Source organism: Streptomyces sp. NPDC051211, from assembly GCF_040689505.1.
GTDB lineage: Bacteria > Actinomycetota > Actinomycetes > Streptomycetales > Streptomycetaceae > Streptomyces.
Window position 1 is genome coordinate 174,004 of the sequence record NZ_JBFBAV010000003.1, and the last position, 12,399, is coordinate 186,402.

General features: G+C 72.9%; 8 protein-coding genes. 5 read left to right on the top strand and 3 right to left on the bottom strand.

Going from position 1 to position 12,399, the window contains the following annotated elements:
• Positions 1–78: 78 nt before the first annotated feature.
• The gene (locus AB0447_RS05820) at positions 79–951 is read left to right on the top strand and encodes an alpha/beta hydrolase (RefSeq protein WP_366475220.1); all 873 of its coding nucleotides are present in this window, start codon (positions 79–81) and stop codon (positions 949–951) included.
• 96 nt (positions 952–1,047) lie between these two features.
• On the opposite strand, the gene AB0447_RS05825 is transcribed toward AB0447_RS05820, so the two are convergent.
• The gene (locus tag AB0447_RS05825; RefSeq protein WP_366475221.1) at positions 1,048–2,055 is read right to left on the bottom strand and encodes a LacI family DNA-binding transcriptional regulator; all 1,008 of its coding nucleotides are present in this window, start codon (positions 2,053–2,055) and stop codon (positions 1,048–1,050) included.
• Positions 2,056–2,188: 133 nt separating this feature from the next.
• Between AB0447_RS05825 and AB0447_RS05830 the strand changes: the two genes are divergently transcribed.
• Positions 2,189–3,553: a cytochrome P450 gene (locus tag AB0447_RS05830; protein ID WP_366475222.1), complete on the top strand. Its 1,365-nt coding sequence runs from the start codon at positions 2,189–2,191 to the stop codon at positions 3,551–3,553.
• A 285-nt stretch (positions 3,554–3,838) separates the two neighbouring features.
• On the opposite strand, the gene AB0447_RS05835 is transcribed toward AB0447_RS05830, so the two are convergent.
• Positions 3,839–5,704: a glycoside hydrolase family 3 N-terminal domain-containing protein gene (locus AB0447_RS05835; RefSeq protein WP_366475223.1), complete on the bottom strand. Its 1,866-nt coding sequence runs from the start codon at positions 5,702–5,704 to the stop codon at positions 3,839–3,841.
• A 330-nt stretch (positions 5,705–6,034) separates the two neighbouring features.
• On the opposite strand from AB0447_RS05835, the gene AB0447_RS05840 reads away from it, so the two are divergent.
• Positions 6,035–7,282 carry an MFS transporter gene (locus AB0447_RS05840; RefSeq protein WP_366475224.1) on the top strand — a complete coding sequence of 416 codons (1,248 nt, stop codon included), beginning with the start codon at positions 6,035–6,037 and terminating at the stop codon, positions 7,280–7,282.
• A 122-nt stretch (positions 7,283–7,404) separates the two neighbouring features.
• Positions 7,405–8,316, top strand: coding sequence for a 5'/3'-nucleotidase SurE (gene surE / locus AB0447_RS05845; RefSeq protein WP_366475225.1), 912 nt, complete (start codon positions 7,405–7,407; stop codon positions 8,314–8,316).
• 87 nt (positions 8,317–8,403) lie between these two features.
• Here the strand turns inward: surE and AB0447_RS05850 are convergent, their stop codons facing one another.
• Positions 8,404–10,596 (bottom strand): SpoIIE family protein phosphatase, encoded by a 2,193-nt coding sequence (locus tag AB0447_RS05850; RefSeq protein WP_366475226.1) that lies wholly within the window; start codon positions 10,594–10,596, stop codon positions 8,404–8,406.
• Between the two features lie 122 nt (positions 10,597–10,718).
• Here AB0447_RS05850 and AB0447_RS05855 point away from each other — a divergent pair, with 122 nt between their 5' ends.
• On the top strand, positions 10,719–12,329 hold the full coding sequence (locus AB0447_RS05855; RefSeq protein WP_366475227.1) for a carboxylesterase family protein: 1,611 nt from the start codon (positions 10,719–10,721) through the stop codon (positions 12,327–12,329).
• Positions 12,330–12,399 lie beyond the last annotated feature (70 nt).

Genomic DNA, 12,399 nt, shown 5'->3' on the forward strand with positions numbered 1-12,399 from the left:
TGGGAGATCGCTTCCATGCCGCAATCGCTTCCGGCCGAGCTCGACTTGGGGTGGCCCCCGCCTCCCTTCCGTGCTCCGGTGCCCGCCGTCCTGACCGAGGACGGCGTTCGTCACTTCGACGGGATCACCTACGCGACCACCCCCGGCTACCGGCCCCGGCTGCTCGACGTGCACGTGCCCGCGGGCGACGAACCCGTCCCCGCGGTCATCTGGATCCACGGCGGCGGATGGCTGGAAGGCGACCGGCGCTATCCCCCGCCGACGGTCCCCGTCGAACTGCTCCACCGTTCGGTCCTACGGGCCGGGATGGCCCTGGTCTGCATCGACTACCGGCACAGCCTCGAAGCCCCCTTCCCCGCCCAGCTGCACGACGTGAAGGCCGCCATCCGCTACGTCCGGCAGTTCGCCGACGCCTTCCGCATCGACCCGGAGCGGCTCGGGGTCTGGGGCGAATCGGCGGGTGGCCATCTGGCCGCGCTCGCCGGGCTGACCCGCCCCGACGGCCCGGCCGGCCAGGAGCTGGAGGGCACCGAAGGGGTACGCGGCGGGCACACCGGGGTGCAGGCCGTCGTGGACTGGTACGGCGTGTCCGAGATCGCCTCGCTGCTCGGGCACCCCCTGCCGCAGATGCCCGGGGCCGAGTTCCCCGACCCGTTCACCACGCTGCTGGGCGGCACCCCCGACCGGCACCCGGAACTGGCCCGCACGGCCAGCCCCGTCACCTACGCCGCCGGGGCGAAGCCCCCGCCGTTCCTGCTGGTCCACGGCACCGGGGACCAGCTCGTGCCCTACAGCCAGAGCGAGTTGCTCGCCGAGGCGCTGAAGGGCGCCGGCGGCGAGGTCACCCTCGAACGGGTGGAGGGAGCCGACCACATCTTCCTCGGCGTCGCCGACATCACTCCGATCGTCACCGGGAGCGTCGCCTTCCTGGCCCGGCACCTGGGCGCCTGACGGCGTTCCCGACGGTCCCGCCGCGGCGTGGGGCGCCACCTGTCGCCCGGTGCCCCACGCCTTCGCGCCCGCCGCCGGGGCGCCGGCTCAGGAGCCTCAGGAGCTCAGCCGGTGAACCAGCTCGGGTTCGACCTCCGGCACCGGCGCTGCAGTTGCCCGCTCGATCAGCGCGTGGAGGGTTTCGGCGATCACCGCCGGCGCGGGCAGGCGCAGCCGGACGGTGGTCAGCGGCGGCTGCTGCAGAGCGGACAGCACGAGGTCGTCGGAGCCGACGACGGCCACGTCGTCCGGGATGCCGATGCCCTCGCTCCGCAGCGCGTGCATGAGGAGCGAGGCGTACTCGTCGTTGAAGGCGAAGACCCCGTCCAGGCCGAGGGCCGCCCAGTTCCCGGCCAGGGCCGTGGCGGACTCGCGGGTGTAGGCGAGTTCCACGGGCGTCACCGTCGCCGTGTGCCGGGAGGCGACCCGCTGGGCGCCGGCCAGCCTCGGCTGTCCGAAAACGTCCAGGCCCCGCTCCTGCGGCAGGACCACGCCGATCCTGGTCCGCCCGCGGGCGATGAGGTGTTCGGTGGCGACCTCGCCGATGCGCCCGTGGTCGAACACCACCGTGTGGATCCCTTCCACGGGACGGGCGGCGACGGCGAGGAGCCCGCGCACACCGGCGCGGCGCAGGATGCCGGCGGCCTCGCCGGTGAGCCGGTCGCCGTTCATCGCGAGCACGGCCGCGGGCCGCAGTTCCGCCCAGGAGCGCGCGGCCGTCGCCGCGTCGGGGAAGCGGCCGGTGTGGAGGACCGTCGTGTACCCGTGCCGGTCGAGTTCGCTCTGCAGGTCGTCCACCCAGCTGCTGACCAGGCTGCCGATGGCGGAGACCGACGCGGGCAGCAGGACCAGGTTGCTGCGCCCGGCGCGCAGCGAGCGGGCGGCAGCGTGCGGCACGTACCCGAGGTCCTTGGCGGCGGCCAGCACCCGAGCTCGGGTGGTGTCGCTGACCCGGTGGCCCTGGGTGTCGTTGAGTACGAAGGACACGGTGGCCCGGGACACGCCCGCCAGGCGGGCCACATCCGCACTGGTGATCGAGACGGCGCCGGAAGTTTCTTTGGCCATGACGTCCTTCTCCGCTCGAATTTCCGGCCGGCTGACCGCTGCACCTTCCAGGTTACACGCGTTACCGATCTACCCGATGCCCGTGGTGTTCCGACGTCCGCCCCATACCTCTGGATCCGCACGGAAGGTGCTCATGGACCGCACCGGTCAGACCCCGGCCGCATGCCCGCTCCGGGAAAGCCCGGTCCCCCTGTACGGCGGGCTCCTCGCCCGCGATCCGCGCCACCTCTACGACGTGCTGCACCGGCGCTGGGGAGCGATCGCTCCCGTCGAGCTCGGTCCGGGGGTCGCGGCGTGGCTCGTGATGGGGCACCGGGAAGTGCTCGAGCTCGTCCGGAACGAGCGGGCGTTCTCCAGCGACGCACGGCGCTGGAACGCGATCACCGAGGGCCTGCTTCCCGAGGACTCGCCCCTGCTTGCGGTGCTGGGCTGGCGTCCGGCCCTGAACCGGCTCGACGACCAGGACCACCGACGGGCGCGCCACGCCGTGACCGAGACCCTGAACGGCATCGACCTGCGCCGGCTGGGCAGCGCCGTCAGGGCTCGGGCCGGGGCGCTGGTGCACGCGTGGGCGGCGGACGGTGCTGCGGATCTCGTCGCCCAGTACGGGGACCCCTTGGCGTGGTATGCCTTCACGGTGCTCATCGGCCTTCCCGAGTCCGCGCAGGGCGAGCCGGCCGCGCTGCTCGGTGCGCTTGCCGGGGGCACCCACGACGCGGCCCGCGCCGAGGCGGAACTGATGCGGGTTCTGCACCGTCTGGTCGCCCGGAAGCGGGAGGTGCCCGGCCCGGATCTCACCTCCTGGCTGCTGGCCCACTCCGCCCACCTGACGGAGGCAGAGGTGGCCCACAACCTGGCGGCGGTCCTGCTGTCGGGAGGGCGGTCCACCATGAGCTGGATCACCGCCACCTTGCGCCTGCTGCTGGGCGATGCCCGCCTGCACGCCGCCGTGGCCACCGGTCGGCTGACCGTCACGGACGCCGCCGACCGCGCACTGTGGGACGGCTCACCGGTCCCCAACATCGCCGGACGCTGGGCCCGCAGCGATGTCCTCTTCGCGGGGTGCCGGGTGGCCGCCGGCGAGCTGCTGATCCCCTGCCTGGCGGCCGCCAACAGCGAGCTCTTGCGGCACGGCGCGCAGGACCTCGGCAGCCGTGCCCATGTGGCGTGGGGAGCCGGTTCGCACGGGTGCCCCGCCAAGGACGTGGCCCGGTCGATCGTCGAGACGGCGGTGGAGGTGGTGGTCGAGCGGCTGAACGCGCTCCGGCCCGCCGTTCCCGACACCGCGCTGCGCCGGCGGCCTTCGCTGTGGTGCGGCACCCCGGACGAACTGCCGGTCGTGTTCAACCCGTTCGGACCGGCACCCGGCACCGCGGCCGCCCCGCCGGCGTCCCGCGTGGTGATGGGCGTACCGGAGAAGCGGCGGGGCGAGCGGGCGGGCGACGGCGGCCCGGCGCCGCAGCGGTGGGGCTGGTGGAACTCGATGAACGGCTGGTGAGCCGTCCCGCGGGACCGGACCCGTCCCGCGGGACCAACCCGCCCCGCGGGGCCGAACCCGTCCCGAGGGACCAACCCGCCCCGCGGGGCCGAACCCGTCCCGCGGGGCCGAACCCGTCCTGCGGGACCTGACCCCTCCCGCGGACCGCGGAACCGACCCGCTCCACGGGACCGGTCCCGTCCGTAGGGACCGACCCGTCCGGAGGAGCCGACCCGTCCCGCGGGGAGGAGCAGCGGCGCGGGGGTCGGCCCGGCGCCGCGGGCGCACCTCCGGCGCGGCCGTGGATCAGCCGAGCCGGAGACCGTGCCCGTAGGGGAACAGCGGGTCCCCGGAGTCGTTGGGCACGTCTTCGTGCCCGGCGACGACGCTCTCCATCGAGCGGGGCAGTTCGAAGGGCAGCCGCCCTTCGGCCCGCACCCGGCCGAAGAGCACGTCCAGGAGCGCGGTGTCCGAGGCGCCGAAGTTCCCCACGAGCGCTGCCGCCCGGTCCGCGATCTCGGGTATGACCGCCGCTCGGTCCAGGAAGATGTCGACGACGGTCGGGACGGCGGCGGCGACCTCCAGTACGGGCCGGAGTTCTTCTTCGTTGAAGTCGAGGCGGCCCGCCCGGAAGAAGGACTCGAAACCCGTGGTGCGCCGCTTGTCGTACGGGGCCGCGATGCGCAGCACCGCGACGTCGGCCTCTTCGGGTGCCGCCACGACGGTCGCGTACCGCGCGGCGATGGCGGGGTCGATGCCCTCCGTGTAGATCCGGACGTCCGGGCCGAGCGGCAGCAGAGGCTCCGCGGCCTCGTGGGGGCGGTCCTTGAGGATGGTGATCGAGCGGCTCTGGGCGGCGAGACCGGCCGCGGCGAACTCGGGGTTCCCGCAGATCCGGGCGGCCTCCTCGGGGTCCACGTAGGGGTTGTCGAAGAGACCGAGGACGAACTTCTCCCGCAGCAGGCGCCTGACCGATGCATCGATGCGCTCGGGCGTCACCCTGCCGGTGCGGACGAGTTCCACGATGAGGTCGGGGGCGGCCTCGCCGCCGAGCTGGTCGGCTCCGGCGTCGAGGATGCGTTCCACCCGGGTGAGCCGGTCCAGCTCCTCCACTCCCCAGGCGCGTGCCGGGAAGGGAGCCCCGAAGATCTGCGTGTCGGTGACCAGGCCCCAGTCGGTGCAGACGATGCCGTCGAAGCCGTACTTCTCGCGCAGCAGGCCGGTGATGACTCCCTTGTTGAAGCCGAATCCGACCTCTTCGTAGGGAGTGCCGACGGGGATGGCGTAGTACGGCATGATCTGCGAGGTCCCGGCGGCGAAGGCGGCCTCGAAGGGGATCAGGTGGTAGTCGAAGTTGCCGCCGGGGTAGACCTGTTCGCGCCCGTAGGGGAAGTGCGCGTCCTCGCCGTTCAGCTGCGGTCCGGCACCGGGGAAGTGCTTGGTCATCGTCGAGACGCTGCCGGGGCCGAGGAACTCGCCCTGCAGTCCTCGGACGTACGCACCGACCATGCGGGCGGCCACGTCGGCGTCGGAGCCGAACGTGCCCAGCACGCGCGGCCAGCGGGGCTCGGTGGCCAGGTCGGCCGTGGGGTGCAGGGCGAGCCGGATGCCGACCGCGAGGTACTCCTGCCGGACGATGTCGGCGTGCCGGCGCACGAGTTCCTCGTCGTTGACGGCGGCCAGGCCGGGCGGTTCCGGCCACAGGGAGAACCCCTCCGTGTGCACGCTCGCGGCCGGATTGTCGACGAATCCGTTGCGGGGGTCGGTCGAGAGGGTCACCGGGATCCCCAGGCGCGTCGTGGCGGCGAGATCCTGGAGGCGGTTGTTCCACTCGGCCATGCGGCGCGGCGCCGCCGCTCCGAAGAGATTGAAGTGGTTCATGAGCTTGCCGGTGACCATCGCGGCGGTGGAGGCACGCATGGGGTCGTCGTCCGGCTCTCCCGGCTCCGGTTCCACCAGGGAGCCGTCGGCGTTGACGGCGACCATGGTGTGGAAGAGGAGGCCGGCCTTCTCTGCCAGCGTCATGCGGCCCAGGAGGTCCGCGACGCGCTCGGCGACCGGAAGCCGCGGGTCTTCGTAGGGTTCCATCACACCGTTGCCGTTGAGATCGCGGAACGGCGTGCCGTCGGGAGCGGCCAGGATGCGCGGCCGGGTTGCCGGGATGTGTGGCATCGGATTCTCCTTCGGATTTACCGGGCGCACGGGCCGCCCGAGGCGCAGATTACACGTGTAACAGGTATGACGCAGTCCGCTCGGCCGCTCGATTCGCACGAGGTGGCGACGAGGGCAGGCGCCACCGGCACCCGCCCACCGGATCGGCGACTCCATCGATTCCAGGCCTAGCCGAACGGCCGGGCCGCGTGCTACACAGTCTTCACACGTCGATTAACACGTGTAACCACAAGGATGCGTCCCGTTGACGGGAGCGTCCCGGTCGCGCGCCTCCCCCGCCCCGCGACTCCCCTCCCCCTCTCCTCTCCGCTCCCCCTCCCAGGAGTTGGCATGTCCGTCCCCACCAGCAGCTGCGCCACGATCACGGTGCCGAGAGCCCCGCGACAGCGCGGACTCCTCCTGCTCCTGCTCCTCGCCAACGCATCCATGCTGGCGGTCTACATGGGTGTCGGCTCGGTGCTGCTGCCCACGCAGATCGCCGCGATCGACCCGGCGAACAAGGTCGCCCTCCTGGGGCTGATCGGCGGCATCAGCGCGGTCTTCGCGACCGCGTTCAACCCGATCGCCGGCGCCCTGTCCGACCGGTCCGGCCGCCGCAATCCCTGGATGCTGGGCGGCGCCCTGGCCGCCCTGGCGCTCCTGGCCCTCCTCGGCACCCTCCGGACCGCACTCCTCGTCGGCATCGCCTGGTGCCTGATCCAGGCCACGATGAACGTCTACCAGGCCGCCGTCACCGCCGTCGTGCCCGACCGGATCCCCGTGGCCAAGCGCGGCACGGCATCCGCGGTCGTCGGCCTGGCGCTGCCGATCGGCGGCACCGTGGGCGTACTGATCGCCTCGCAGACCGCAGGACAGCTGCGTACGGGATACCTCGTCCTGGGCGCCCTGGCAGCCGGTTCGGCGCTCCTGCTCAGCGCCTGCTTCCGGGACGTGCCCCGGTCCGCCCCCACCCCCGCCGCCGCCGTTCCCGCCCGGCAGAAGATGGCCGCGTTCCTCTCGGCCCTGGCCAACCACGACTTCCGCTGGGCCTTCATCGGGCGCGCGCTCATGGTGCTCGGCTACTTCTCGGTGATCGGCTACCAGCTCTACATCCTCGACGACCACATCACGCTGCCCGCCGGGCTGACCCCGCCCGCCGCGATGGCGATACTCACCCCGGTGACGATGGTCGCGATGGCCGTGTCCACCGTGGTGGGCGGGCTGCTGTCCGACCGGTGGAACCGCCGGAAGGTGTTCGTCGGTGTCTCGGCCGCCCTCGCCGGGCTCGTCATGGCGGTCCCGGTGATCAGCCCCACGTGGACCGGCATGCTCGTCTTCAACGCGCTCAACGGCCTTGCCTTCGGCTGCTTCATGGCCGTCGACACCGCGCTGGTCACCCTGGTCCTGCCCAGCGCCGAGGATGCCGCGCGCGACATGGGCGTGCTCAACATCGCCAACGCCGGGCCGCAGATCATCGCCCCGTTCGTCGCCTCGGCGGTCGTCACCGCCTTCGGCGGGTACACCCCGCTCTTCCTGGTCGGCGGCGCGCTCTCGCTGATCGGCGCACTGGCCATCCTGCCCATCCGCACCGTGCGCTGACCGCCCCCGGCCGCCTCCCGGGCGGCTGCTGCGGTCCGGCCCCAGCTCCGGCGGGCGTATGCCGAGGGTCGTACGCCCGCCGGTTTCCCTCCGTTCACCCTCCCCTCTCGAAGGAGCACACCGTGAGACGCAAGCGAGTTCTGCCGATGGCTGCCCTGCTGCTGTGTACGCCCCTCCTCGCCGGTACGGCACCCGCGGCGGCGGCACCGCAGGGCGGGCCCGCCGGCCCGCTGCGGATCCTGCTCACCAACGACGACGGCTACAACGCACCGGGAATCCGTACGGCGTTCCAGCTCCTGACCGCCGCCGGGCACGACGTCACCATCGTCGCGCCGCTCACCAACCAGAGCGGCACGGGAACCAAGATGCTCAGCGGCTCCACCGTGAACGTCGAGCACCCCGAGCCCAAGGTCTGGGCCGTCGACGGCACTCCGGGCGACTCGGTGGCCTTCGGCCTCGCCGAGGTCTTCGAGGGCCGGGCTCCCGACCTGGTCGTCTCCGGCACCAACTTCGGGCCGAACGTCGCCGGCCTCGCGAACCACTCCGGCACGGTGGGCGGCGCCGTCGCAGCCCTCGAATACGGCGTGCCGGCGATCGCCCTCAGCACGGGCGGCTTCGCCGCTCCCGACCCGGTCGCCACCGTCAACGCCATGCGTCCGACCGTCGAGTTCGCGGTCAGGCTCATCGACCGGCTACAGGACCGGGCGAAGGCGAAGTCCGTCCCGCTGCTGCCCGAAGGTGTCGGCCTGAACATCAACCACCCGGTCGTCGGGGCGGACGGCAAGGGGACCGCCGCCGGCGTCGCCACCACCATCCAGGACCCCCAGCAGCCGCTTCAGCCGGACTTCACGGATTCCGGCGACGGTACGTGGAAGGTCGCGGTGAAGTTCAAGCCGCAGCCCGCCGCCAAGGGCAGCGACGTGGAGGCCGTGAGCGCCGGCAAGATCGCGATCAGCCCCATGTCCGCCAACTGGAACACCGGACCGGCCCACTTCGCCGCGACGAGCGCCCTGCTGGCCGGGCTGCGCCCGTGACCCCTGCCCTCCCGGGCACGCAGCCGAGCTGCAGGGGCGGAGCGCACCTGCGCTCCGCCCCCTCCCGCGGGCGCTGCTCCGCCGTGCTCACAGGTTGCCGAGGGCAGGGCCGTCCATGGCCTGCTCCGTCCAGATGGTCTTCCCCGTACCGGTGAACCGGCTGCCCCAGCGGTCGGCGAGCTGGGCGACGAGGAAGAGGCCGCGGCCTCCCTCGTCCGTCTCGCGTGCACGGCGCAGGCGCGGCTGCGTGCTGCTGGGGTCGGAGACCTCGAGGACGAGCACCCGGTCGCGGATGAGCCGGAGCCGGACCGGGCCGCCGGCATAGCGGATGGCGTTCGTGACGAGTTCGCTGGCCACGAGTTCCGTCACGAAGCCCAGTTCGTCCAGCTCCCACTCGGACAGCCGGCCGACCACCAGCTCGCGGGCACGGCCGACCAGCGACAGATCGGCTTCGAATTCCCACTCGGCGACACGATCGGAGGGTATGGCGTGGGTGCGGGCGAGCAGCAAGGCCACGTCGTCGGCCGGCTCCCGGGGCAACAGGGTGTCGATGAGGCTGCGGCTGATCTCGTCGAGGCTCCGGCCGGAGCCGGAGCCTGCGTCGGGCCCGGCCTCGGCTTCGGCCTTGGTTTCGGCTTCGGCTTCGGCTTCGGCTTCGGCGAGCGAGCTCCTCAGTTTCTCCATCCCCTCTTCGATGTCGCCCCCTCGGCCTCCCACGAGGCCGTCCGTGAAGAACGCCAGCATGCTCGCGGGCTGCACGCCGAACTCGGTCACCTCGAAGGGCATTCCGCCGACTCCCAGCGGCGGACCCGGCACCACGTTGACGAAGGCCGGCTCCTCGCCCGGCGGCACGACGACGGGCGGCGGATGTCCCGCGCTGGCCACGGCGCACTTCCTCGTCACCGGGTCGTAAACGGCGTACAGGCAGGTCGCTCCGAGCACCGCCGGCTCCGAGCGGGAGTCGCCGGCCATCTGCTCGCCGGAGAGGCCGAGCACCAAGTCGTCGAGGTGAGTGAGGAGTTCCCCGGGATCCAGGTCGAGGTCGGCCAGGGTCCGTACCGCTGTCCGCAGTCGTGCCATGGCGGCGGTCGCATCGAGTCCATGGCCGACGACGTCGCCGACGACGAACGCCACGCGCGACGACGGCAGGGGTATCACGTCGAACCAGTCACCGCCGACCCCCACGCCGCCGCCCGCCGGCCGGTAGACCCCCACCGTTTGCGCGGCCGTCATGTCCAGGGCGGAGCGCGGCAGCAGACTCCGCTGCAAGGCCACCGCCGACCGGTGTTCCCTGGTGTAGCGCCGGGCGTTGTCCACGCCGAGCGCGGCGCGGGAGACGACGTCCCCCAGGAGAGCGGCGTCCTCCTCGCCGTACGGGGAGGGCAGCCGGCTGCGCCAGACCGTGACGCAGCCGAGGATCAGACCCCGCGCGAACAGCGGCACCGCCACGGACGAGTGTGCCCCGCGCGGGACGAACAGGGGCACCTGCCCCGGATCCACGCCGAGGGTCGCGCCCAGAACGGAAGCGTCGGACGCGAGGACGGGCCGTCCCTCCATGAGGGGGCGCATCAGCCCGCTCTCCGGTACCGGGGGGAGCACCTCTCCCACGGGCAGGAGGTCCTCCGCGGAGATGTCCGGACTCTGCGCGGCCGCGGCCCGGCGCAGGCGGACGTCGCTGCTGACGTCGAGGTGCGCCGGCTCGTCACCCACCAGTACCGGGTCGGCGAGGTCCACGGTCGCCAGGTCGGCGAAGTCGGGGACGAGCAGGTTCACCAGCATCTCGGCCGTCTCGGCCACGTCCAGGGAGGCGCCGATGCTCGCCGCGGCGGCCTGGGCCAGCGCCCTCCGGCTGCGCTCCGCGTCCCACTCGCGCTCGCCCGCTCCGCCCGCGGTTCCGGCCGCGGTTCCCGCCGGGCCTTCGACCGGCGTGAGCAGCACGAGCCACTGCCGTCCGGTCGGCACATCGGCATCGGCATTGGCATCGGCATCGCCCGGAGCGCGCGCCGCGAGCCGGACGACCTCGCAGGCCAGGGAGACCTTCCGCCCTGCCTGATCCCTTCCGGACACGGTTGCCGAAGCCCCGGCCGGGCCGGGTTCGCTTCCGCTGCGCGGAAGCAGCGCCAGCAAGGGATCACACACGTGGCCGGGCAGGCAGTCCAGCAGCGCCGCAGCCATCGCCGTGCGGGCGACGACCACACCCTGGCCGTCCAGCACGACCGCTGCTCCGCCACTGACGGACGCCGAGGCCGGGCTCGGGCCGCGAGACTCCGGTTCGCGCATGTCGCCTCCAGCACCGTGATCTTCAGTATCGCCCCCGGGAAACCCCCCTGCGACCTGCGCGGCACCGCCTCACAGCCCTCACCTCGAAGATAACACGTGTAACTCAAATCGGGAGGAAAGGCATGAAAATCCTGTGCACGGCGAGACCCCGGGTCGGGGTGGCCCGTCTGCTCGCGCTGACGGCACTGCTCGCTACGACCCTGCTCGGCACCGCCCCGGCGGCCGGCGCCCACGGGAGCGAGCCGCGCCCTGCCGTCCGGACCACTCAGGGCACGCTGATCGGACGGACCCACGACCGGGCCCAGGAGTTCCTGGGGGTGCCCTATGCGGCACCCCCGGTCGGAGCGTTGCGCTTCCGGCCGCCCCAGAAACCGGCCGCGTGGAGCGGGCCCCGGGATGCGAGCGTCGCGGCGCCCGCATGTCTGCAGTTCTCGCCGTACGGGCTGCGCGACCCGGAGGCGGTCAGCGAGGACTGCCTCTACCTGGACGTCTATCGGCCGCGGACCGCGCACCCGGGAGCCCGGCTGCCGGTGATCCTGTGGATCCACGGCGGCGCGTACAGCCAGGGCACGGGAACCCAGTTCGGCGGCCGGACCATGGCGGGCCTGACCGGCAGCGTCGTGGTCGGCATCAACTACCGGCTGGGGCAGCTGGGTTATCTGGCCCTGCCGGAGGTGACCGGCGCGCAGGCGCCGCGGTCCGGCTCGTTCGGGCTCATGGACCAGATCGCGGCACTGAAGTGGACCCGGGAGAACATCGCCGGCTTCGGCGGCGACCCGGGCAACATCACCCTCGCCGGCCAGTCCGCCGGCAGCGGTTCGGTCTGCGCCATGCTCGCGTCCCCGCAGGCCGGAGGCATGTTCACGCGCGCCGTGCTGCAGAGCGGGCCGTGCACCCTGCTGCGTGCGCCCGACCGGGCACGGGCCGAGGAGCAGGCCCGCGCCTACGCCGCGCAGCTGGGCTGCACCGATCCGCTGCGCGCGGCGGACTGCCTGCGCGGCGCCCGGGGCGCCGACCTGGTGAACGCGGCACGGACGCTGCCGGTCCAGGGGCCGGCGTACGGCGACGGGCTGCTGCCGCTGGAGCCCGTCGCGGCCATCGCCTCGGGGGCCTGGAACAAGGTGCCGGTCCTGATCGGCAGCACGCGGTCCGAGGCGCGGTTCTTCGTCGCGCTGACCCAGCCGCGGCTGACCGCACAGGAGTACACGGAGCAGATCCGCGCCTCGTACGGGCCCGCGGCCGAGGAGGTGCTCGCCCGCTATCCGGTGGACGGGTTCCCCTCCCCCTACCTCGCGCTCTCGGCCGTCCTCACCGACTCCACCTTCGCTTGCCACACCTACTGGACGGCCCGGCTCTTCGCGCCGCATGCACCCACGTATGCCTATGAGTTCGACGACCCGAACTCACCGACCCTGTACGGCGCGCAGGTGCCGGGGCTTGACCAGTCCAACGGCCACAGCGCCGAGCTGGCCTATCTGTACGAGTTCACCATGGGAGACCGTCCCCTGACGGCCCCACAGCTGGCCCTGGGGAACCGGATGAAGCGGTACTGGGGCGCCTTCGCGCGCGCCGGGAACCCCGGCGTTCCGGGCCAGACCCCCTGGCCGGCGACCGGCGCCCCGTACACCTCGCTCACCCTCGGCCCGGAGGCCCTCACCCCGTCCACCGGCTTCGCCGCAGACCACCAGTGCGGCTTCTGGGAGACTTCCGGGTCCGGTCCCGCCGCTCCCTGAGAAGGAAGGCGAGCGGCCGCCCGCCGGCCGGGGCCCCTTGTGACGGGCCCCGGCCGGCGGGCCGGTGGGC

Bases quoted from the DNA above. Each gene is read 5' to 3' on its own strand.
- AB0447_RS05840 (WP_366475224.1), top strand. From the start codon at position 6,035: ATGTCCGTCCCCACCAGCAGCTGCGCCACGATCACGGTGCCGAGAGCC.
- AB0447_RS05850 (WP_366475226.1), bottom strand. From the start codon at position 10,596: ATGCGCGAACCGGAGTCTCGCGGCCCGAGCCCGGCCTCGGCGTCCGTC.
- AB0447_RS05825 (WP_366475221.1), bottom strand. From the start codon at position 2,055: ATGGCCAAAGAAACTTCCGGCGCCGTCTCGATCACCAGTGCGGATGTG.
- AB0447_RS05830 (WP_366475222.1), top strand. From the start codon at position 2,189: ATGGACCGCACCGGTCAGACCCCGGCCGCATGCCCGCTCCGGGAAAGC.
- AB0447_RS05855 (WP_366475227.1), top strand. From the start codon at position 10,719: ATGAAAATCCTGTGCACGGCGAGACCCCGGGTCGGGGTGGCCCGTCTG.
- AB0447_RS05835 (WP_366475223.1), bottom strand. From the start codon at position 5,704: ATGCCACACATCCCGGCAACCCGGCCGCGCATCCTGGCCGCTCCCGAC.